The 22,626-nt window shown below is 68.7% G+C and carries 21 protein-coding genes; 19 read left to right on the top strand and 2 right to left on the bottom strand.

Annotated elements, in window-relative coordinates; translation table 11 throughout:
• The first annotated feature begins 234 nt into the window (after positions 1-234).
• From H0X90_RS25815 to H0X90_RS25760, 12 genes are all read left to right on the top strand, one after another.
• A complete protein-coding gene (locus H0X90_RS25815) occupies positions 235-1,167 on the top strand; it encodes a universal stress protein (RefSeq protein WP_006497269.1) in 933 nt (310 codons plus the stop codon).
• Between the two features lie 18 nt (positions 1,168-1,185).
• Entirely contained in the window at positions 1,186-2,166 is a 981-nt protein-coding gene (locus tag H0X90_RS25810; RefSeq protein WP_006490884.1) for a quinone oxidoreductase, read from the top strand.
• Positions 2,167-2,176: 10 nt separating this feature from the next.
• The gene (locus tag H0X90_RS25805) at positions 2,177-3,025 is read left to right on the top strand and encodes a TauD/TfdA family dioxygenase (RefSeq protein WP_077190392.1); all 849 of its coding nucleotides are present in this window, start codon (positions 2,177-2,179) and stop codon (positions 3,023-3,025) included.
• 130 nt (positions 3,026-3,155) lie between these two features.
• Entirely contained in the window at positions 3,156-4,211 is a 1,056-nt protein-coding gene (locus H0X90_RS25800; protein ID WP_077190394.1) for a 3-keto-5-aminohexanoate cleavage protein, read from the top strand.
• A gap of 155 nt (positions 4,212-4,366) precedes the next feature.
• Positions 4,367-5,695: an MFS transporter gene (locus H0X90_RS25795; RefSeq protein ID WP_077190396.1), complete on the top strand. Its 1,329-nt coding sequence runs from the start codon at positions 4,367-4,369 to the stop codon at positions 5,693-5,695.
• Between the two features lie 31 nt (positions 5,696-5,726).
• Positions 5,727-6,302 carry an alpha/beta hydrolase gene (locus H0X90_RS25790; protein WP_006483577.1) on the top strand — a complete coding sequence of 192 codons (576 nt, stop codon included), beginning with the start codon at positions 5,727-5,729 and terminating at the stop codon, positions 6,300-6,302.
• Between the two features lie 310 nt (positions 6,303-6,612).
• On the top strand, positions 6,613-7,779 hold the full coding sequence (locus H0X90_RS25785; RefSeq protein WP_006483573.1) for an ABC transporter substrate-binding protein: 1,167 nt from the start codon (positions 6,613-6,615) through the stop codon (positions 7,777-7,779).
• A 49-nt stretch (positions 7,780-7,828) separates the two neighbouring features.
• Positions 7,829-8,908: an ABC transporter ATP-binding protein gene (locus tag H0X90_RS25780; protein WP_077190398.1), complete on the top strand. Its 1,080-nt coding sequence runs from the start codon at positions 7,829-7,831 to the stop codon at positions 8,906-8,908.
• Positions 8,909-8,957: 49 nt separating this feature from the next.
• Positions 8,958-9,839 carry an ABC transporter permease gene (locus H0X90_RS25775; protein WP_069352116.1) on the top strand — a complete coding sequence of 294 codons (882 nt, stop codon included), beginning with the start codon at positions 8,958-8,960 and terminating at the stop codon, positions 9,837-9,839.
• A complete protein-coding gene (locus tag H0X90_RS25770) occupies positions 9,839-10,762 on the top strand; it encodes an ABC transporter permease (RefSeq protein WP_006483582.1) in 924 nt (307 codons plus the stop codon). The genes H0X90_RS25775 and H0X90_RS25770 overlap by 1 nt, the downstream gene beginning before the upstream one ends.
• A gap of 121 nt (positions 10,763-10,883) precedes the next feature.
• A complete protein-coding gene (locus H0X90_RS25765; RefSeq protein WP_034201768.1) occupies positions 10,884-11,321 on the top strand; it encodes a hypothetical protein in 438 nt (145 codons plus the stop codon).
• Between the two features lie 217 nt (positions 11,322-11,538).
• The gene (locus H0X90_RS25760) at positions 11,539-11,751 is read left to right on the top strand and encodes a hypothetical protein (RefSeq protein ID WP_006497261.1); all 213 of its coding nucleotides are present in this window, start codon (positions 11,539-11,541) and stop codon (positions 11,749-11,751) included.
• Between the two features lie 201 nt (positions 11,752-11,952).
• Here the strand turns inward: H0X90_RS25760 and H0X90_RS25755 are convergent, their stop codons facing one another.
• The gene (locus H0X90_RS25755; RefSeq protein ID WP_034201767.1) at positions 11,953-12,918 is read right to left on the bottom strand and encodes a D-2-hydroxyacid dehydrogenase; all 966 of its coding nucleotides are present in this window, start codon (positions 12,916-12,918) and stop codon (positions 11,953-11,955) included.
• Between the two features lie 259 nt (positions 12,919-13,177).
• Here H0X90_RS25755 and H0X90_RS25750 point away from each other — a divergent pair, with 259 nt between their 5' ends.
• The 5 genes from H0X90_RS25750 (at position 13,178) to H0X90_RS25730 (ending at position 17,790) form a co-directional block, all read left to right on the top strand.
• Entirely contained in the window at positions 13,178-14,368 is a 1,191-nt protein-coding gene (locus H0X90_RS25750) for a CaiB/BaiF CoA-transferase family protein (protein ID WP_077190425.1), read from the top strand.
• A 21-nt stretch (positions 14,369-14,389) separates the two neighbouring features.
• Positions 14,390-15,352 carry a hydroxymethylglutaryl-CoA lyase gene (locus H0X90_RS25745; protein ID WP_077190400.1) on the top strand — a complete coding sequence of 321 codons (963 nt, stop codon included), beginning with the start codon at positions 14,390-14,392 and terminating at the stop codon, positions 15,350-15,352.
• A 34-nt stretch (positions 15,353-15,386) separates the two neighbouring features.
• Positions 15,387-15,770, top strand: coding sequence for a VOC family protein (locus H0X90_RS25740; RefSeq protein WP_048986531.1), 384 nt, complete (start codon positions 15,387-15,389; stop codon positions 15,768-15,770).
• A 203-nt stretch (positions 15,771-15,973) separates the two neighbouring features.
• Entirely contained in the window at positions 15,974-16,801 is an 828-nt protein-coding gene (locus tag H0X90_RS25735) for an alpha/beta hydrolase (protein WP_060211462.1), read from the top strand.
• Between the two features lie 95 nt (positions 16,802-16,896).
• Positions 16,897-17,790, top strand: coding sequence for a LysR family transcriptional regulator (locus H0X90_RS25730; protein ID WP_006483569.1), 894 nt, complete (start codon positions 16,897-16,899; stop codon positions 17,788-17,790).
• Between the two features lie 450 nt (positions 17,791-18,240).
• On the opposite strand, the gene H0X90_RS25725 is transcribed toward H0X90_RS25730, so the two are convergent.
• Positions 18,241-19,704, bottom strand: a complete 1,464-nt coding sequence (locus H0X90_RS25725; RefSeq protein ID WP_077190402.1) for an MFS transporter — start codon at positions 19,702-19,704, stop codon at positions 18,241-18,243.
• Positions 19,705-20,517: 813 nt separating this feature from the next.
• Between H0X90_RS25725 and H0X90_RS25720 the strand changes: the two genes are divergently transcribed.
• Both H0X90_RS25720 and H0X90_RS25715 read left to right on the top strand, forming a co-directional pair.
• Positions 20,518-21,387 (top strand): RNA ligase family protein, encoded by an 870-nt coding sequence (locus H0X90_RS25720; RefSeq protein ID WP_006483567.1) that lies wholly within the window; start codon positions 20,518-20,520, stop codon positions 21,385-21,387.
• 41 nt (positions 21,388-21,428) lie between these two features.
• Positions 21,429-22,565, top strand: a complete 1,137-nt coding sequence (locus H0X90_RS25715) for an AAA family ATPase (RefSeq protein WP_077190406.1) — start codon at positions 21,429-21,431, stop codon at positions 22,563-22,565.
• Positions 22,566-22,626 lie beyond the last annotated feature (61 nt).

Genomic DNA, 22,626 nt, shown 5'->3' with positions numbered 1-22,626 from the left:
GCAGTGGAGTCCGGCGGGGCCGTGCGGGCCAGCGTCCGGGGTGGGCGTGCGGCAAGGATCGGTCGAACCGCGTTCGTGCGTCAATCCCCCCCGCGACGAGTGGGGCCGCCCCGGCGCGGCGTCGATAGCATGGGTTCCGATGCATGACGAACGCCACGAGGAGGGCACCCATGAAGATCGTATCGACCGGCGCGACGCGTAGCGCGCCGACCGCCGGCTGAGCGGAGCGACACGATGTACCGCCATCTGCTCGTGACGGTCGACGACGCGCCCGGCGGCATCGACGCGATCGGCGACGCGCTCGAACTGGCGCGCGCGGTCGGCGCGCGGGTCACGTTCGTGCTGCCCGCCGCCGCGCCGGACTCGCGTTTATCCGGAGCGCGGCTGCCCGGACACGGTGCGAAAGTGGAAGCCGCCGCGCGAGCGCAGGGCCTGTCCCATGGGATCGCGGGGGCCGGCCATCCGGGGGCCGGCCATCCGGGGGCCGGCGACGCGTCGCCGGGCGTGCTGGCCGGCAAACTCGGCTGCGACCTGATCGGCGTCGCGGCGCTGCCGCCCGACGCCGATGCGGTGGCCCGCGCGCAGCGACGGCAGTTGCTCGCGACGAGCGGCGTGCCGGTGCTCGTCTGCCCGTCGCGGCGGGCGCCCGCCGCGGCGCGCGTGATCGCGCGCTGCCTCGATGCGCATCGCATGGCCGGGGGGCTGCTGCACGCGCTGGCGGCGCTTGGCGACGCGACGAACGAGCCGCATCGGCAAGCGGCCGACGCACGGCGCGCGCTGGCTGCGCTCGCCGCGCTGCAGAACGCCCGGTTCGGCACGGCCACCGAAGCGCGGCTCTTCGCGGCATTGCGCGTTCGTGCGGAGTGCGTCGCGGCCGAACTGGACGAACTCGACCGTCAGCGCCAGCGCGACACGCACGCCCTCGGCGCGCTCGCGCGGCTCGCCGAAGACGGGCTGCCGTCGGCCGCGTTCGACGCCGCGCTGGCCCGCTATGCGCACGGCGCGTTCGAGCAGATGGGGCGAATCGAAGGCGTGATTTTCCCGGCCGCGCGGCGCTACCTCGGCGACGCCGACTGGACCGGACTGGACGAACCCCCGGCGGACAACGCACCCGCGACGCCGCCGGACACGAACGAACCCGCCGATGCGCGACGCGCATCGGACTGACGATTGACGGAGAACAAGATGGCACATGCAGTGCGATTCCACGAAACCGGCGGCCCCGACGTGCTGCGCTGGGAGGCGGTCGACGTCGGCGATCCGGGCGCCGGCCAAGTACGCCTGCGGCACGAGGCGGTCGGCCTGAACTTCGCCGACACGTATTTCCGCAGCGGCCTGTATCCGGTGCCGCTGCCGGCCGGCATCGGCGTCGAGGCGGCCGGCGTGGTCGAGGCCGTCGGCCCCGGCGTGACGAACGTCGCCGTTGGCGACCGTGTGACCTACACGGGCTTCCTGAACACGCTGGGTGCGTACAGCACCGAACGGTTGATCCCCGCCGCGCCGCTCGTCCGGCTGCCGGCCGGCATCGCGTGCGAAACGGCTGCCGCGATGACGATGCGCGGCCTCACGTCGGCCTACCTGCTGCGCCGCATCCATGCGTTCGCGCCGGGCGACACGATCCTGCTGCATGCGGCCGCCGGCGGCGTCGGGCTGATCGTGTCGCAGTGGGCGAAGCTGCTCGGGCTCAACGTGATCGGCACCGTCTCCAGCGAACACAAGGCCGCGATCGCCCGCGCGCACGGCTGCGACCACACGATCGACTACAGCCGCGAGGACGTCGCGAAGCGCGTGCGCGAACTGACGGACGGCGCCGGTGTCGACGTCGTGTTCGACAGCGTCGGCAAGGACACCTTCGAAGGCTCGCTCGATTCGCTGAAGCGGCGCGGGCTGATGGTGTGCGTCGGCACCGCGTCGGGCCCGATCCCGCCGTTCGATCCGCAGCGTCTCGCGATGAAGGGCTCGCTGTACCTGACGCGCCCGGCGCTGGCCGACTACATCGCCGATCCGGCCGAGAAGAACGACCTGGCCGGCGAACTGTTCGCGCACGTCGCGGCCGGTCGCATCAGGATCGAGATCAACCAGCGCTATGCGCTGCAGGACGCCGCGCACGCGCACCGCGATCTCGAATCGCGCAAGACGACCGGTTCGTCGGTGTTCATCGTCTGAGGAGGCGCGCATGCGAGTCGAACCCCTGACCTGCGCGATCGGTGCGGAACTGCTGGACGTGAGCCTCGCCGACGCCGTGCACGACGACGGCCTGTTCGCCGAGATCCGCGCGCAGTTGCTGCGGCATCGCGTGCTGTTCCTGCGCGACCAGGACATCACGCGCGCCGAGCACGTCGCGTTCGCGCGGCGCTTCGGCGAGCTCGAGGATCATCCGGTCGCCGGCAGCGATCCCGAGCACCCCGGGCTCGTGCGGATCTACAAGTCGCCCGACCAGCCGAACGACCGCTACGAGAATGCGTGGCACAGCGATGCGAGCTGGCGCGTGGCGCCGCCGTTCGGCTGCGTGCTGCGCTGCATCGAGGGTCCGCCGGTTGGCGGCGACACGATGTGGGCGAACATGGTGCTCGCGTACGAGCGCCTGCCGGACCACGTGAAGCAGCAGATCGCCGACTTGCGCGCGCGTCACAGCATCGAGGCGAGCTTCGGCGCGGCGATGCCGGTCGACAAGCGCCTCGCGCTGAAGGCGCAGTATCCGGACGCCGAGCATCCGGTCGTGCGCGCGCATCCGGAAACCGGCGAGAAGGTGCTGTACGTGAATGCGTTCGCCACGCATTTCACGAACTTCCACACGCCGGCGCGCGTGCGCTACGGGCAGGACGCGAACCCCGGCGCCGGCCAGTTGCTGCAGTACCTGATCAGCCAGGCTTATATCCCCGAATACCAGGTGCGCTGGCGCTGGAAGAAGAACAGCGTCGCGATCTGGGACAACCGCAGCACGCAGCATTACGCGGTGATGGATTACCCGCCGTGCGTGCGCCGGATGGAGCGCGCGGGCATCGTCGGCGACGTGCCGTTCTGAGCGCCACCGCGCGCCGACCGATTCGCCACCCGAGACACGACGCGCCGGGCTCGCCGCCCGGCGTGGCGGGGTACGCACGCCGGTACGGCCTCGTACGCCCGAACCACAACGATTCCCACTGGAGGACGACATGCAATTTCTCGACGATTCGCTGCACCCGGAAAACCAGGACAAGGTGGTCATCACGGTCGCGCCGTACGGCCCCGAATGGATGCCCGCCGATTTTCCGGAAGACATTCCGGTGACGATGGACGAGCACGTGCAGAAGGCCGTCGACTGCTACAACGCAGGCGCGACCGTGCTGCACCTGCACGTGCGCGAACTCGACGGCAAGGGCAGCAAGCGGCTGTCGAAATTCAACGAACTGCTCGGCCGGCTGCGCGAAGCGGTGCCGGACATGATCCTGCAGGTCGGCGGCTCGATCTCGTTCGCGCCGGAAGGCGACGGCGCCGAAGCGAAATGGCTGTCCGACGACACGCGCCACATGCTCGCCGAGCTGACGCCGAAGCCCGACCAGGTGACGGTCGCGATCAACACCGTGCAGATGAACATCACCGAGTTGATGAGCCGCAAGGACATCGCCGGCACGTCGCTGAACGAGGCCGCGCTGTGGGACGCCTATCGCGAGATGACGGTGCCCGCCGGCCCCGGCTGGGTCGACGAACACCTGCGCCGGCTGCAGGCGGCCGGCATTCAGCCGCATTTCCAGCTGACCGGCATGCATGCGCTCGAAACGCTCGAACGGATCATCCGGCGCGGCGTCTATCGCGGCCCGCTGAACGTCACGTGGGTCGGCATCGGCGGCGGCTTCGACGGCCCGAATCCGTACAACTTCATGGAATTCGTGCGGCGCTGCCCGGACGGCGCCTGCATCACGCTCGAATCGCTGATGAAGAACGTACTGCCGATCAACACGGTCGCGATGGCGCTCGGCCTGCATCCGCGCTGCGGGATCGAGGACACGATCATCGACCAGAAGGGCAAGCGGATGACGTCGGTGCAGCAGGTCGAGCAGTGCGTGCGGATCGCCCGCGAACTCGGCCGCGAGATCGCGACCGGCAAGGAGGCGAAGGCGATCTACCGGATCGGCGTGCAGTACGACGGCGTCGACGAAACGCTCGCGCAGCTCGGGATGGCGCCGAACCGCCGGCCGGGCCAGGTGAGCGTGCCGCTGCGCGCGGCCTGACGCGCAGCGCCCCGGGCGGCCGCGAGCGCCGCCCGCCGATCGAGGTGGCGCGGCACCCATCCTCGCGCGACGCGCGAGGGCTAGCTCCGGGACACGGAGCGGGGCCGCGCAAGCCGCGCCGGCGCATTGCCGCCCCGGTGCCGGAGGAGACACGCATGTTGATTCATCACATCGAGCCGTCGCTGCAGGACCGGACGGCCACCGAGCGGCGCGCGCCTGCGTATGCGTGGCTCGTGTTCGGGCTGACCGTCGGACTGCTGCTGTCGGACTACATGTCGCGGCAGGTGCTCAACGCGGTGTTTCCGCTGCTCAAGCACGCATGGGCGCTGTCGGACACGCAGCTCGGTTCGCTGTCCGGCGTCGTCGCGCTGCTGGTCGGGCTGCTGACGTTTCCGCTGTCGGTGCTCGCCGACCGTTTCGGGCGCGTGCGCAGCATCGTGCTGATGGCCGCGTTGTGGAGCGTCGCGACGCTCGGCTGCGCGCTGTCGACCAATTACGCGGAAATGCTGGTCGCGCGCGGCCTCGTCGGGCTCGGCGAAGCCGCGTACGGCAGCGTCGGCGTCGCGCTGATCCTCAGCATCTTTCCGGCCCGGCTGCGCGCGACGCTCACCGGCGCGTTCATGGCCGGCGGCGCATTCGGTTCCGTGTTCGGGATGGCACTCGGCGGGCTGGTCGGCGCGCATCTCGGCTGGCGCTGGTCGTTCGGCGTGATGGCCGCGCTCGGCATCGTGCTGCTCGTCGCATACCGCTGCGTCGTGACCGAGCGGCGGCTCGCCGCGTACCGCGTCGAACCGTGCCGGCGCGAGGCCGACGCGCCGCGCGATCTGCGCGGCAGCGTGCGGGCGCTGATGTCGGGACTGTTCGCGTCGCGCTCGGTGATCTGCGCGTATCTCGGCAGCGGGCTGCACCTGTTCGTGCCGGGCGCGCTGTTCGCGTGGCTGCCGAGCTACCTGAACCGCTACTACGCGATGGCGCCCGACCGCGCGGCCGTGCTTGCGGCCGGCTTCGTGCTGCTCGCGGGCGTCGGGATGGTCGGCTGCGGCATCGTCACCGACCGCGTCGGCCGGGCCGATGGCTCGCGCAAATGGCTGACCGCGATCGCGTATTGCGTGCTCACCGGCGTGTGTCTCGCGGTCGCGTTCCGGTTGCCGCCCGGGCTGCTGCAGCTCGCGCTGATCTGCGCGGGCATGCTGGTCGGCGCGGGCGCGTCCGGCGCATCGGGCGCGATGGTCGCGAACCTCACGCCGGCCGCGATCCACGCGTCGGCGTTCGCGACGCTCACGCTCGCGAACAACCTGCTCGGCATGGCGCCGGGTCCGCTGCTGACGGGGTGGGCGGCCGATCGCGCCGGGCTCGTCGGCGCACTGCAATGGATTCCGGCCGTGCCGCTCGCGGCGGCCGTGCTGTTCGCGATCGGACGCGCGAGCTATGCGGCCGATCTCGCGCGCGTCGAACGCGAACGGCGCGCGACACGACTGTCCTGAACCTTCTTCCTGACCGCTTCCTGGAGGCTGCATGACCCTGGCGACCGCTCCCACCATCCTGATCGTGCCCGGCTTGCGCGATCACGTCGAAGACCATTGGCAGACGCATCTCGAACGACGTCTGCCGAACGCACGCTCCGTCGCGCCGCTCGACGCCGACAAGCTGAGCCGCGCCGCGCGTGTCGCGGCACTCGATGCGGCGCTGGCCGCGATCGACGGGCCGGTGATGCTGGTCGCACACAGCGCGGGCGTGATGATCGTCGTGCACTGGGCGCGGCAGGCCACTCGCGCGATTCACGGGGCGCTGCTCGCGGCGCCGGCCGATCTCGATACGCCGATGCCCGCAGGCTATCCGACGCCCGGCGCGCTCGCCGCGCACGGCTGGACCCCGGTGCCGACCGGGCCGCTGCCGTTTCCGAGCATCGTCGCCGCGAGCCGCAACGATCCGCTCGCGCGCTTCGAACGCGTCGAAACGCTGGCGGCCGGGTGGGGCAGCCGGCTCGTCGATCTCGGCGAGGTCGGGCACCTGAACCCGGCATCCGGCTACGGCGAGTGGCACGATGCGGAGCGGTGGATCGGGGAAGTGGCGACGCTTCGCGCGGCCTGACGGAAGATCCATCCGCCGTGCGCCGGCCCGACCGGGGCGGCGCGCGCCGGCCGGGGGCCGCACTGGCCGCCATGCGACCCGACGCGATACCGTTTCGCCACGCGCTGAGATACGACGTCTTAACACGCCGCACCACGCGATCCCGTGGTCCCCGGCAAGCCGGTCGCCACACAATTCCTTAACAAACGGAAGGTTTTTGTCAGGGAAAGTCCCGCCCCGCAATCCGTGGTTTTTTGTTGACCGACATCGTATAACGCCGTCATGATTTCCTGACAAGAAAGGTCCCATCCACCGACCGAAGTGAGGAGACATGAACACCACCCCGATCGCTCGCCGTGTCCGCCGGATCGCACTCGCCCTGGGCTTCACGCTGTCGGCCGCCGCGGCCGTGGCGGCCCCCGTATCGCTGAACATCGTCGACGTGGCCGGCAACCTGCAGCTCACGCAGAAGGCCATCGAGGCGTTCAAGGAGAAGAACCCGACCCTCGTGTCGAACGTCACGTTCACGAATGCGCCCGCGCCGCAGTTGCCGGGCAAGATCAAGGCGATGCAGGCGGCGGGGCGCTCCGACATCGACCTCGTGCTGACGGGCACCGACGCGCTGGCCGCCGGCATCGAGCAGAACCTGTGGCAAAAGCTCCTGCCCGACAACGCGGGGGCGCTCCCCGGCGTGCTCGACAAGTACGCGCCGGGCCCGCGCAAGATGCAGGATCTCGCGCAGGGCTACGGCCTCGAAGTCACCTACATGCCGGCCGGCCCGCTGCTCGAATACAACCCGGCGAAGGTCAGCGACCCGCCGAAGACGCCCGACCAGTTGCTCGCGTGGTGCAAGGCGCACCCGAACAAGCTGATCTATGCGCGCCCGGCGAACTCGGGCCCCGGCCGCACGTTCCTGATGGGGCTGCCGTACGTGCTCGGCGACAAGAATCCGCAGGACCCGATCAACGGCTGGGACAAGACCTGGGCGTTCCTGAAACAGTTGAACGACTGCGTGCCGTATTACCCGGGCGGCACGTCGGCGGTGATGAAGGAGCTCGGCGAAGGCACGCGCGACATGACCGTGACCGTCACCGGCTGGGACCTCAACCCGCGCGCGCTCGGCATCGTGCCGGCCGAATTCAAGATCCAGGCGTTCGACAACATGACGTGGGTGAACGACGCGCACTACATGGTGATCCCGAAGGGGGTGCCGAAGGAAAAACTGGACGTGCTGTTCAAGCTGATGAACTTCCTGCTCGAACCGGCGCAGCAGGCGATGACCTACGACGACGGCTACTTCTATCCGGGCCCGGCGGTGAAGGGCGTGACGCTCGAAATGGCGCCCGCCCACAGCCAGGAAGTGATCAGGAAATTCGGCCGCCCCGAATACGCGAAGCTGCTCGCCGACCGTCCGCACGTGCAGCCGCTCAACGCGCAGGCGATGGTCGCCGCGTTCCAGAAATGGGATCGCGAGATCGGATCGCAAAAATCGAAATGACGCCTGAACCGGCGGGCGCCGCGGCGCCCGCGTCGATGGAGTTCGCGCAATGAAGCACAGTTTCGAACGGTTGCGGCTCGACGGTGTGTGCCGCAGTTTCACCAATACGGAAGGCGCGCAGGTCGCCGCGCTGAACGGGCTCGACCTCGAGATCCGGCGCGGCGAGTTCATCGCGCTGCTCGGCCCGTCGGGCTGCGGCAAATCGACCGCGCTGAACTGCATCGCCGGGCTGCAGCCGCTCACGCGCGGCGGCATCTGGCTCGACGACGTGCGCATCGACGTGCTGCCGCCCGAGCGGCGTGGTTTCGGGATGGTGTTCCAGAACTACGCGTTGTTTCCGCACATGTCGGTGCTCGACAACGTCGGCTTCGGCCTCAAGATGCGCGGCGTGCCGAAACAGGAAACGCGGCGGCGCGCGCAGCAGGCGCTCGAACTCGTGCAACTCGTCGGCCACGAGGGCAAGCTGCCCGGGCAATTGTCGGGCGGGCAGCAGCAGCGTGTCGCGATCGCGCGTGCGATCGTGATCGAGCCGCCGCTCGTGCTGATGGACGAGCCGTTGTCGAACCTCGACACGAAGCTGCGCATCGAGATGCGCGCGGAGATCCGCCGCATCCACACGCAGCTCGAACGCGCGACGATCTACGTGACGCACGACCAGGACGAGGCGCTGTCGATGGCCGACCGCATCGTCGTGATGAAGGAGGGCGTCGTGCAGCAGGTCGCGTCGCCGAAGAACGTCTACACGCGCCCGCACAACCTGCATGTCGCGCGCTTCATGGGCTATCGCAACGTGCTGCCGTTTACGCTCGCAGGAATGGCTGGCGATTACGTGAACGTCACGTCGGGCGGCGTGCGCCTCACCGGTGTGCCGATGGCCGGCTTCGACGCGAAGGAGGTCGTGGTCGCGCTGCGTCCGGACGACATCGAGCGCGCGGAAGCCGGTGCCGACAACGCGTTCGACGCGACCGTCGAGACGGTCGAATACGGCGGCCGCGACTCGCTGATCCGCGCGATCACGCCGTTCGGTGCGGTCTGGGCCCGTATGGCCGGCGAGTTCACGGAAGGTGAACCGCTGCGGCTGCGCGTCGCGCCGGCGCGCACGCTGGTCTATGCGGGAGACGTCCGATGACCGGGTTGCGCCAACCGGCATGCGCGGCGACGTCGCGCCCGGAGGCCGCATGAGCACGCTCGCGACCGGCGGCGCGCCGCGCGACGCGAAAGCCTGGCTCGTCACGCCGGCGCTCGCGTTCATCGCCGCGCTGTTCATCTATCCGTTCGCGTACGGCCTCGTGCTGTCGTTCCAGCCGACGAACGCGACGAACGGCGGCGGCGCGCTCGCGAACTACGTGCAGTTCTTCACCGACACCGCGATGTGGCCGACCGTGCTCGTCACGCTGAAGCTCGCGGTGCCGGCGACGCTGCTCAACGTCGGCATCGCGGTGCCCGTCGCGTTCGCGCTGCGCCGCAATTCGCCGTACCAGAAATTCGTCACGACGCTGCTCGTGATTCCCGTCACGCTCGGCACGGTGCTCGTCGCGGACGGGATGCTCACGTATTTCGGGCCGAACGGCTGGTTCCCGCAGGCGCTGCAGGGGCTGCACCTGTACACCGACGAAGTGCGCCTCACGCACAACTACTGGGGCGTGCTGCTGTCGCTGATCGTGTCGGGTTTTCCGTTCGCGTTCCTGCTGATGCTGTCGTACATCAGCGGCATCGACCCGACGCTCGCGCGCGCGGCCGCGACGCTCGGCGCGAACCCGTGGCAGCAGTTCCGGCAGATCTACCTGCCGCTGCTCGTGCCGGGGCTCACGATGGCCGCGTGCCTGTCGTTCGTGCAGGCGTTCTCGGTGTTTCCGTCGGCCGTGCTGCTCGGCGCGCCCGCCGGGCCGACCCGCGTGATCTCGATCGCGGCCGCCGAAGCCGCGTTCGAAAGCTACGACTATTCGCTCGCGTCGGCGATCGCGATCGTGATGGGTTTCGTGCAGTTGCTGATGGTCGCGTCGATGCTCGGCGCGCGCCGCTTCTTCTATACGGGCGCGGTGACGGGAGGCAAGGGCTGATGGCGACCGACAATCATGCCGCTCGCACGTGGCCGCCGAAACACGATGCGCCCGACGCGCGGCCCGTCGACACCGGAAAACCGCAGCGGATGAACAACCACCTCGCCGGCCGCGCATGGAAGGCGCTCGTCTGGGGGCTGATGGCGTTCTTCCTGCTGAACGTGATGCTGCTGATCGCGACCGTCGCGGTGAACTCGGTCGCGACGCGCTGGTTCGGCACGCCGTTGCCGCAGGGCTTCACGCTGCGCTGGTATGCGAAGGCGTGGGAAGACTTCCAGCTCGCGAGCGTGCTGTGGGTGACCGTCGAGGTCGTCGGCGCGGTCGTGCTGCTGTCGATCGCGCTCGGCGTGCCGGCCGCGTATGCGCTCGCGCGCGTGCAGTTCCGCGGCAAGCGCTTCGCGCTGCTGGTGTTCCTGCTGCCGCTGATGGTGCCGCCCGTCACGTACGGGATTCCGATGGCGACCGTGATGTACAAGATCGGACTCGCGGGCACGCTGCCAGGCGTGATCCTCGCGAACCTGGTGCCGGCGCTGCCGTTCGTGATCCTCGTGATGACGCCGTTCATCGAGCAAATCGATCCGAACCTCGAAGCCGCCGCGCGCATCTTCGGCGCGAACACGTGGCGCTATTTCCGCTACGTGCTGCTGCCACTGCTGGTGCCCGGCATGCTCGCGGCCGGGCTGCTCGTGCTGGTGCGCACGATCGGGATGTTCGAGCTGACGTTCTTCACCGCGGGCCCGAGCACGCAGACGCTCGTCGTCGCGCTGTATTACGCGGTGTTCTCGACCGGCGTGCGCGCGCCGCAGTCGATCGACGCGATGGCGATGATCTACATGGCCATCACGCTCGTATGGGTCGTGATCGCGCTGCAGTTCGTCAGTCCGACGCAACTCGTGAGCCGCGTGAAGCAGGAGCGGCAGTAGGCGAGGGCGTCGCACGATCGCGCCGGGCCGCCGGGCAGCGTGCAATTGGTTACAAATGGATACCGCGCACGACCCGGGGACGTTGCAGACTACGCGGCGTTCACCCGATCGACGGATATCCATGAAGTTTCATACGCTGCTGACACTCGCCGGCGCCTCGACGCTGCTGGCCGCCTGTAACCTGCTTCACGACGGCCCCGGATCGAGCGACGTCGACGCCGCCGTGCGCCGCGCGCTCGAAGCGGAAAACCACGGCGGCCTGAACGCGCTGTTCGGCCAGCCGCTGCCCGTATCGGCCGACGTCGTGTCGGCGAAACCCGACGGCGACTGCAGGAAGCTCGGCGATCGCACGTATTCGTGCGACGTCGTGGTCACGTGGCGCAACGCCGATTACTCGCCGTCGCGCGCGAACCTGACCTTCGTGAAGGCGGCCGACGGTTCGTGGCAGACGTCGGGCGTCGACGCGGCGCTCGTGACGGGTACCGCGAAGTCGCTGATCGACCATATCGGCAAGGCGTGGCCCGGCAACGCGGCGAGCGGTGCGTCGGCGTCGGAGTGACGTGACGCAGCGGGCCGGTAACGCGCCGGCGGCAAGCCGCTTTCTCGTCCTCGAGCAGCCCGCCTCGGCCTTGCCGGCCGCCCCGGCCGCATGTCCTGAAAAAAGGGCGCAATCTTCGGTTCCATCTCGTTTGAACGCATCCTCGGTATGCGGGCAGGGCTATAGGGAAAACCCTTATCTCAAGGTATAATTACGGGCTGAGAGAAAGGTCCACATCATGCCTGAACGTTTCCAAACCCTTGAAAAATTTGTGTTTTCCCTCGTTGTGATGTCCGCCGTCGTGTGCTCGGCCTTCCTTGCGTACGAGCGTCACCCCGAGATCAAGATCGCGCTGCACGAAGGCGAAGCGCTGATGCGCGAGAGCGCGAAGTACTCGGTCATCTGCTCGCCGTCCAAGGTCGATCCTTGCGTCGAGATGTCCGCTTACTGAGCGTGCTTTCCGCTTTTCGGACCTGCACGACATCACTGCCGGTCTGAATACCCTGAAGTCGTCTCGTCACGTATTCGGAAACCCGCAGCAAGACAGCGCGAATGCACGAACCCGTTACGTGCCGGGTCGCTGGCGTGAGCAGCCCCGCATCCTGTCGGCCCCGCTTCGAGCAATCGAGCGGGGCCGTTCCGTTTGTACGTGTCACACGACGTGCCGCGGCTCGCCGTCGACGAACGCGGCGACGTTGTCGACCAGCTGATCGGCCAGCGCCTGCATCGCCTCGTCGCTCGCCCACGCGACGTGCGGCGTCAGGATGAACGCCGGATGCGACAGGATCGCGTGAAACGGATGCGCGGCCGGCAGCGGCTCCTGCGTGACCACGTCGAACCCCGCGCCCGCGATCTGCCCCGACTGCAATGCGTCGACGAGCGCGCTTTCGTCCACGAGCCCGCCGCGCGCGGTATTGATCAGCAGCGGCCGGCGCGCCATCCGCGCGAATGCGTGCGCGTCGATCAGGTGCCGTGTCGCGGGCGTGAGCGGGCAGTGCAGCGTGATCACGTCGCTGTCGCGCAGCAGCGTGTCGAGCGGTACGTGACCGTCACCCGCTGCGTCGCCGTGCGCCGCGAACAGCACCCGCATGTCGAGCGCACGCGCGATGGCGGCCACCGCTCGCCCGAGTACGCCGTCGCCGACGATCCCGAGCGTCGACCCGGCCAGGTCGCGAATCGGATGATCGAAGAAGCAGAACTGTCCGCTGTCGAGCCAGCGCCCGGCGCGCACCGCGTCGCGGTAAGCGACGAGGCTGCGGCGCAGCGCGAAGATCAGCGCGAACGTGTGCTCGGGCACCGTGCGCACCGCATAGCCGCGAATATGGCTCACGACGATCCCGCGCGACGCACACGTATCGAGATCGACGATGTCGGTGCCGGTCGCCGCGATCGCGATCATCCGCAACTGCCGCGCGCCGGCGAGGGCCGTCGCGTCGAGCCGTACCTTGTTGGTCACGACGATGTCCGCGTCGCGGATGCGCGCCGCGACTTCGTGCGCGGCTGTCCGGTCGAACGTCTGCCATGCGTGCGGAAACGGAAACGGCTTCAGCACCGTCTGCGGCGACAGCGTCGCGCGGTCGAGGAACACGATCTTCGCGGGAGAGGAAACGGAAAACATGGCGGGTCTCGCTGGCAGGCGCCCGGTGGCGCGGAACGGCACCGATTGTGCCGGCGGCGCGCGCGCCGTCGTTTGACCGTTGCGCGAGCGCGCTTTCCCGCAAGGAAAGGCTGACGCCTCGCACATGGCCGCCGCCGTGCTCGCGCCAACGCGCGCCTTTCCGTTTCGGAAAGGCGGGTTGACCATCGATCGATTTTCGCCGGGCGCGAACGCGGTCATGATCGCCGTCATCGACAACACGATTTCATCGGAGACAGTCATGACACGCCCCCTGGACGGCATCCGCGTGCTGGAGCTTGGCCAACTGATCGCCGGGCCGTTCGCGGGCCGGATGCTCGCCGAATTCGGCGCGGACGTCATCAAGGTCGAGCCGCCGGGCGTCGGCGATCCGCTGCGCAAATGGCGGCTGCTGCACGACGGCACGTCGGTCTGGTGGGCCGCGCAGTCGCGCAACAAAACCTCGCTCACGCTCGACCTGCGCACGCCCGAAGGGCAGGACGTCGTGCGCCGCCTCGTCGCCGACACCGACGTGCTGATCGAAAACTTCCGGCCCGGCACGCTCGAAGGCTGGGGGCTCGGCTGGGACGCGCTGTCCGCGATCAACCCGGGGCTCGTGATGCTGCGCGTGTCGGGCTTCGGGCAGACGGGCCCGTATCGCGACCGCCCCGGCTTCGGCGTGATCGCCGAGGCGATGGGCGGGCTGCGCCACCTGACCGGCGAACCGGGCCGCACGCCGGTGCGCGTCGGCATCTCGCTCGGCGATTCGCTGTCGGCACTGCACGGCGTGATCGGCGTGCTGCTCGCGTTGCGCCATCGCGAGCAGCAGGGCGGCAAGGGGCAGGTCGTCGACGTCGCGCTGTACGAATCGGTGTTCAACCTGATGGAAAGCCTGCTGCCCGAATATGCGGCGTTCGGCGCGGTGCGCGAGCCGGCCGGCAGCAGCCTGCCCGGCATCGCGCCGACCAACGCGTACCGTTGCCGCGATGGCAAGTACGCGCTGATCGCCGGCAACGGCGACAGCATCTTCCGGCGCCTGATGGAGCTGATCGGCCGCCCCGATCTCGGCCACGATCCGGCGCTCGCGCACAACGACGGACGCGTCGCGCAGGTGGCGCGCATCGATGCGGCGATCGGCGAGTGGAGCACCCGCCACGACCTCGACGACGTGCTCGCCGCGCTGAACGACGCGCGCATTCCGTCCGGACGCATCTACGACGTGGCCGACATCGCGGCCGATCCGCACTACCGTGCGCGCGACATGATCGTCGACGCCGCGCTGCCCGACGGCACGCCCGTGCTGGTGCCGGGCATCGTGCCGAAACTCGACGCGACGCCCGGACGCATCGAGCGGCCGGCGCCCGCGCTCGGCGCGGATACCGACGCGGTACTCGAATCGCTCGGCATCGACGCGGCGACGCGCGACGACTGGCGCACGCGCGGCGTGATCTGAAACGGCCACCGGAACGAAGACATGAACCTGCATCCGCACCGACTCCATCTCCACGAAGTCGCGACCCGCGACGGTTTCCAGAACGAAGCGGCATTCGTCGACACCGACGACAAGATCGCGCTCGTCGACGCGCTGAGCGCATGCGGCTACGCGAAGATCGAGGTCACGTCGTTCACGTCGCCGAAGGCGATTCCCGCGCTGCGCGACGCGGAAGCCGTGATGCATGGCATCGCGCGCGCACCGGGCGTCGTCTATACGGTGCTCGTGCCGAACGTGCGCGGCGCCGAGCGCGCGCTGTCGTGCGGCGTCGACGAGGTGAACCTCGTGATGTCGATGAGCGAGAGCCACAACCGCGCGAACCTGCGGATGACGCGCGAGCAGTCGTTCGCGCAATTGCGCGACGTGATCGACGCCGTGCGCGGCACGGGTGTCGCGATCAACGTGTCGCTGTCGACCGCGATGGGCTGCCCGATGGAAGGCGACGTGCCGGCCGAAACGGTGCTCGCGTGGATGCAGCGCTTCGCGGAGCTCGGCGTGCACGGCTTCACGCTGTGCGACACGACCGGCATGGCGTTCCCGTCGCAGGTGCGCGATTTGTCCCGCCGCGCACGCGAGCGCTTCGGCGCGCTGCAGCTCACGCTGCACTTCCACAACACGCGCGGGATGGCGCTCGCGAACACGCTGGCGGCGCTCGACGCCGGCATCGACCGCTTCGACGCGTCGCTCGGCGGGCTCGGCGGCTGCCCGTACGCGCCGGGTGCGACCGGCAACGTGTGCACCGAGGAACTGGTGCACATGCTCGAGCTCGACGGCTACGATACGGGCATCGACCTCGCGGCCGTGCTCGCCGCGTCGGCACGGCTGCCCGCGCTGATCGGGCACGACGTGCCGAGCCAGATCCTGAAGGCCGGCCGCCGCTCGGACCTTCATCCGCCGCCGTGCGCCGGCGCCGGCGACATGCCCGCGCAACGCGCTTTCTCGTGAATCGTGAACCACCACAGGAACAGGAGCGAATTCCATGGCGCTGATTGACCACCTCGATCATCTCGTGCTGACCTGCGTCGATCCGGAACGGACCCGGCATTTCTACACCGAGGTGCTGCAGATGCAGCTCGAAACCTTCGGCGCGGGCCGGCTCGCGTTCCGGTTCGGCAACCAGAAGATCAACCTGCACGTGCGCGGCGCGGAGTTCGAGCCGAAAGCGCATGTGCCGGTGCCCGGCGCGCTCGATCTGTGCTTCATCGCGTCGGTGCCGCTCGACGACGTGATCGCGCACCTGCGGCGCGTCGGCTGGCCGATCGTCGAAGGGCCCGTCGAACGCACGGGCGCGACGCAGAAGATCCGTTCGATCTACGTGCGCGATCCCGACCTGAACCTGATCGAAATCTCCGAGCCGATCTGACCTGCCGGATGCGGTTGCGCGCACGCCGCCATATTCGTTCGCCGAAAGCGGACAGGCACGCGCCGCGCCCGCCGATTCCGGATAGCCGCGCGCGGCCGCGCTGCGGATAATGGCGCAACGGCGTCGGCCTGGCCGCCGCCTTCGCCGCGCGCTCGGGACGACCGTGCCGCGCGCATCCGCAACCCGATCCAGGCGCTTCCCGAATGACGATCCTCTATCGCGGCATGGACCGCGCGGCGCTCGACGCCGCGTACCTGAACACGAAGGCCGTTCCCGATTTCCCCGCATTGCTCGCGTCATGCCAGGCGCGCAGCACGGCGCTGTACGCAGCGACGCCCGGCCGCCGCGACCTGCGTTACGGCGCGCAACCCGCGCAGCGTTTCGACTGGCTGCCGTGCGGGCAGCCCGACGCGCCGCTGTTCGTGTTCATCCACGGCGGCTACTGGCAGCACTGCACGAAAGAGGATTTCGCGTATGCGGCGAGCGGGCCGCTCGCGCGCGGCTACGACGTCGTGCTCGCCGAATACACGCTCGCGCCGGTCGCGACGATGACCGATATCGTCGGCGAGATCGGCGCGCTGCTCGACCATCTCGCGGCCGACCGCGACGGCCTCGGCATCGCGGGGCGGCCGATCCATCTGAGCGGCCATTCGGCGGGCGGCCATCTGACGGCGATGCATCGCGCGCACCCGGCCGTGGCGTCGGCGCTTGCGATCAGCCCGCTCGTCGATCTCGAACCGATCGCACTGTGCTGCCTGAACGACAAGCTGCAACTCACCGCGCACGAAGTCGACGCATACAGTCCGCTGCATCACATCGGGCCCGGCGCCCCGACCGTCGTGGCGGTCGGCGAGGCCGAACTGCCCGAACTCGTTCGGCAGGCAGACGAATACGCGACGGCGTGCGAAGCCGCCGGCGAGCGGATCGCCCGCACGTGGCTGCCCGGCATGCAGCACTTCGCGGTGCTCGACGATCTCGCGACACCCGACGGCGCGATGCTCGCCGCATTGCACGCCATCGCGCCGCGTTAGCCGCGCCGTATCGCACGCGCACGGCCGGGCGTATGATCGGCGTCAGGCCGGCGCGATGACGGCGTCCCCCGCACGGCCTTCCAGGATTCCACGACATGGTGAACCCGCTTCATTTCGATCTGCAGTCGCTGCGCGTGTTCGCGCTCGTCGCCGAGCACGGCAGCCTGACGAAGGCGGCCGAACACGGCCAGCTCACGCTGTCCGCGGTCAGCAAGCGCATCGCCGAACTCGAAAGCGTGACCGGCAGCGCGCTGTTCGTCCGGCATGCGCGCGGCGTCGAGCTGACGCCCGCGGGCCGGGCACTGCTCGATCATGCGGCGAAGGTGATCGAGCAGGTCAACCGGATGGCGCACGAGATGAGCGACTACGTCGCCGGCGTGCGCGGCCATATCCACGTCTGGACCAACACGTCCGCGATCGTCCAGTTCCTGCCCGCCGATCTCGCCGCGTTCCTCACCGACAACCCCGGCATCAAGGTCAGCCTCGAGGAGCGGCTGAGCCACGAGATCGTCGACGCGCTCGCGTCGGGCAAGGCCGATCTCGGCGTATTCGCGGACAACGTGCCGGCGCCCGGCATCGAACGGCGGCTCTACCGGCGCGACGAGCTCGTGCTGCTCGTGCCGCGCACGCACCGGTTCGCCGCGCGCGACGGCATCCGCTTCGCGGATACGCTCGACGAGGACTACGTGGGCTTGAGCGACGGCAGCTCGCTGCTCGCGCGCATGACCGACGCCGCGTTCGCGGCCGAGCGCTCGCTGAAGCTGCGGATCCAGGTATCGAATTTCGACGGTGTGAGCCGGATGATCGAGGCGGGGCTCGGCATCGGCGTGTTGCCGCGCGATGCGGTGACCGGCGAACGCGCGGCGCGGCTCGGTGTCGTGAAGCTCGACGACGCGTGGGCGACGCGCACGCTGTGGGTCGGCGTGAAAGCCGGCACCGTGCTGACGACCGACGTCGCGAAGCTGTTCGATTTCATGTCGGCGCGGTGAAGCGGAGCTGCCCGCGGTTAAAACGGTTCGGTGCGGGCGCCCGGGAACGCGATCATCGGTTCGCGTTCGAGCCTGTTTCAGACGTTCTGCTCATTTCCTCGAAAGGTTGATCTGGGGCCGCCCAATGAACGAATCGAGCTACCGCATCATTATCGCCTTTGCCTGCTTAACTTATGGCATCGGGATATCCGCAATCATGGCATTTCGTCCGGAACGGATATTGGCTTTCTATTGCAGATCGAAGGCCTGGCGATGGTCGTACAAATTCTTTTACAACATGTCTCCGGAAGACATCATGTCGGCCACGATGGTTCGAATCACCCGATTCCAGGGGGGGGTGGGGCTGGTGTTCTGTACGGTCCTTATGCTGGGCCTCATGTTCCGCCGGTAGCCGTGGCGTCGCCGGCTCGCTCATTCAGGAGCGCCATCTTCCCATACCCCACATCGCCGTCAAACCGGATTGATGTCGTCCTGGCTGCGCCGCGTGGTCAGCGGTCCGAGCACGCGCAGCGTGACGGCGACGATGCCGAGCGCGACCGAGATCACGCCGAACATCGCGCCCGCGCCGTAGTGGCCGAGCACCGGCAGCAGCACGAACGGCAGCGCGCCGCTGACGATGCGCGACAGCGCATAGGTACTGCCGATCGCCGTCGAGCGCACGCGCGCCGGGAAGATCTCGGCCTGGTACACGTGATACGCGTTGCTGAACACGTTCGACGCGCACGTCGTCAGGAATCCGAAGCCGACGATCAGCACGGTATTGCCCGAATACGCGAAGCACAGCCCGAACACCGCGATCGACAGGATCGACACGATCACGAGCGTGCGGCGCTCGATCCAGTTGAGCAGCGGAATCGACAGCAGCGAACCGATCGGGTAACCGATGAACGACAGCGCGATGAACAGCGTGCTGTCCGTCACGTCGAAACCGCGGCTTTTCACGACCGTGCCGGCCAGCGTACCGAATCCGTAATAGCCGAAGCCCTGGAGCAGGTGAAAGATCGCCAGCATCACGTAGCGCGCGCCGTACGGTTGGCGGCGCAGCAGCGCGATGCGCTCGCCGAGCCCGAGCGGCCGCTGCGGCTCGACCGGTGCCGCGAAGTGTTCGGGCACGCGCACGCCGGCGCTATCCGCGAAACGCCGCAGCGCCGCGTGCGCGTCGGCCGTGCGGCCTTGCGCGAGCAGCCAGCGCGGGCTTTCCGGCAGCCGGTGCTGGACGCACAGCACGTACACGGCGCCGAGGCTGCCGATCGCGAGGATGATGCGCCAGCCGGCGACGCCGGCCACCTGCAGCGGGTTCAGCCACAGCGCGAGAAAGCCGACGAGCGGCACCGCGACATACGAAGTCGTGTAGGCCCACGCCGCGAGCCGCCCGCGCTTGTCCTTCGGCAGGATTTCGGACAGGAAGCTGTCGGCGACCGGATAGATCGCGCCGACGCCGATGCCCGTCAGGAACCGGCATGCCACGAGCATGTCGGCGTTCACCGAAAACGCACCGACCAGCGAGAACGCGCTGTACCACCCGAGCGTGAGCAGGAACGCCTTGCGCCGGCCGATACGGTCGGCCAGGCTGCCGAGGCACATCGCGCCGACGAACATGCCGATGAACGCGGACGCCAGCAATAGCTTGAAATCGGCGCTTTGCCGGCTCAGCCCGTATTCATGCTGCAACGCGGAGCCGATCGTACTGACGAGAAATATCTCGTACATGTCGAAGAACAGCCCGATGCCGATCACCCAGACGACGAACCGGTGCAGCGCACCGACCGGCAGATCGTCCATGAAATCGCCGAGCGTGACGCGGCGGCCGGGAAGGGCCGCTGCATCGGCGCCGGCGCCTGCTGAAGCGGCCGGCGGCCGCGCGGATTCAGGTCCGCCGGCATGGCCGCCGAGGTCGAGGGATTGGCTGTTCATCGTGTCTCCTGATTATCGATATGCCGGGGCGCGGGGCCCGGCCGTTCGCGACCGGCGTCACGCGCCGGCCGCGCGACGCGACGGCACGCATCGCCGGACTCGTGCAAGCGCCGGTCATGCCGGCTGCGCCGATCGTCCGACACATGGTGGGCAAATCGGCGGCACGTGATAATTGCGGATGTTTCAAGCGTCCTTTCCTGAGCAGAAAGGGTCGGGCGCCCGCGGCAGCCCGTATTCGCCCGGCAGACCGTTGCAGCCTGCGTGGCGGGCGGGGGCGTATCGAAAACGATGGGCCCCCCGCGCCATCCTGCGGGCCGGGAAAACCATGACGTCGGTTGCGTGGCCGCCGGCGCAACCGCCGCCGACGGCCACGCGACCGACGCAGCAAGCGAACGGCACGATGCCGGCGATCGCTTCGGCACCCGATGTGGCGAAAAACATACACATAGGATTCCGGATCATTCATGCATCGATCACGCGTGCGGCGCGTCGCAGCAGGCGCTCAACGCGTTCGAAAGGCCGTAACGAACTCGTCCGGTCGTGCTTGACACCGCCGGAATCGTTTCGTAGCATCCGCCTGCTTCATCCCTGAACCCTCATCGAATCGGTGATCCAAGTGCCCGCAATCATTCGTCCCTTCGCCTGATACGCCGACGACTGCCATCCCGGCCGCGTCGTCCTGCCCGGTTCCGCTCGCGCCATCGCGCCGGAACGGTGATCGCAGGGCCGCTGCCGGACTCGCACTGACACCGCAACGCACTCCTGTCCGTTCGTTCACGTCGTCGGCTTTTTCCCTGTTTCCGGAGAAAGACCATGACGCTGGATTTTCGCGCCTACGCGCAATCGCTCGACCTTGCACGCTACCCGCGCACGCCGCACCTTGAAGGTTCGCGCCTGCAGGACGGCGACGAAGGTCACGACCACGTTCCCTATCGCACCCTCGCGGGCGCGCACCTCGTCGTCGAGGAAAAGCTCGACGGTGCGAACACGGGCATCAGCTTCAGCCCGGCAGGCGAACTGCTGTTGCAGTCGCGCGGCCACTATCTGGCCGGCGGCGGCCGCGAGCGGCAGTTCGGCTTCGTGAAGACGTGGGCGGCGGCCCATGCCGGCTGGCTGCTCGAGCGCCTCGGCGATCGCTACGTGATGTACGGCGAGACGATGAGCAAGAAGCACGCGGTGTTCTACGACGCGTTGCCGCATCATTTTCTCGAATTCGACGTGTTCGACCGTGCGACCGGCCGCTTCCTGTCGACGCCTGCGCGGCGCGCGCTGCTCGCCGACGGCCCCGTACTGTCGGTGCCCGTGCTGTACGAGGGCGTGGCGCCGGCGCGGCTCGCGGACCTCAAGGCGCTGCTCGGCCCGTCGCTCGCAAAAACGCCGGACTGGCGTCACGCGTTCGAGCACACCGTGCGACGGCAGGGGCTCGACCTCGCGCGCGCGTGGCAGCAGTGCGACAAGTCGGAGCAGTCCGAAGGGCTCTACGTGAAGATCGAGACCGACGACACGACGACCGCGCGCCTGAAGTGGGTGCGCCACGATTTCGTGCAGGCGATTCTCGATTCTGCGCGCCATCACTCGGAGCAGCCGTTCATCCCGAACCTGCTCGCGCCGGGTGTCGACCTGTATGCACCGCGTCCGACGGTGACGTGGGGGCCGAGCCCGGCTGCGCATCCGAACCAATGAATGCGAAGCGGCCGCCTGCCGCTTCGACAGGAGTCTCGATCATGAAGTACGAACATCTGCAGGCGCTCGTGCCTGCGCCCGGCCGGCAGCCGGACTATCGCGCATGCCTCGCGGCGTTCCCCGCGCTGGAACACGCGAAAACCACCCCGCAGGAGCCCGCGCATCACGGCGAAGGCGACGTGTGGACGCATACGATGATGGTGATCGATGCATTGCTCGCGCTGCCCGGTTATCGGACGGCGTCGCGCGCCGATCAGGAAATCGTGTTCCTGGCCGCGCTGCTGCACGACATCGCCAAGTCGAGCACGACGGCCGTCGATCCCGTCACCGGTGCGATCGGTCATCCCGGCCACTCGCGCAAAGGGGCGATCGACGCGCGTATCGCGCTGTGGGATGCCAGCGTGCCGTTCGCGGTGCGCGAGGCCATCTGCCGGATGATCGCCGTGCACCAGGTGCCGTTCTTCGCGATGAGCGGCTCGCGCCGCGGCACGCCCGAGTTCATCGCGCGCGAGCTGTCGTGGCAGGTCAGCCTGCCGCTGTTGTGCCTGCTCGCCGAAGCCGACATTCGCGGGCGCATCTGCAACGACACGCAGCGTGTGCTCGACAATATCGAGCTGTGGCGCGAACTGGCGCGGGAGGACGGCTGTTACGGCCAGCCGCGTGCATTCGCCGACGCGCATACCGCACTCAGCTACTTCCGCGGCGCGGACGTGCATCCCGACTATCCGCTGTTTCGCACGCCGGGCTCGCCGGTCGTCGTGATGGCGGGCCTGCCGGCATCGGGCAAGAACACGTGGGTCGCGCGGCATCATCCGGATCTGCCGGTCGTGTCGTTCGACGATGCGCGCGATGCGTTGGGGCTGCGTCACGGTCGCAACGAGGGCGCGGTCGCGCACCATGCGGTCGATGCCGCGAAGGCGTTGTTGCGCGACCGGCGGCGGCCGTTCGTGTGGAATGCGACGAACCTGTCGCCGCTGATGCGCAAGAAGACGCTCGACCTGCTGTATGCGTACGGCGCCGACGTGACGCTCGTGTACCTCGAACGGCCGCGCGCGGAACTGTTGCGCCGCAATGCGCGGCGCGACACGTCGCTGACGAACCGGGCGCTCGAGGCGATGCTGCTGCGCTGGGATCTGCCGCTGCCGACCGAAGCGCATGCGGTACGCTACGAAGTCTGACGGGCGATGTCGTCGTGCACGCCGGTACGCCGCCTGTCATCGCGGCGTACCGGCGGCGCAC

This window comes from Burkholderia sp. 9775_39, from assembly GCF_015712225.1.
Lineage (GTDB): Bacteria > Pseudomonadota > Gammaproteobacteria > Burkholderiales > Burkholderiaceae > Burkholderia > Burkholderia cenocepacia.
The sequence above is the reverse complement of the archived record's forward strand: the minus strand, read 5'-3'. Positions and strand labels throughout refer to the sequence as shown.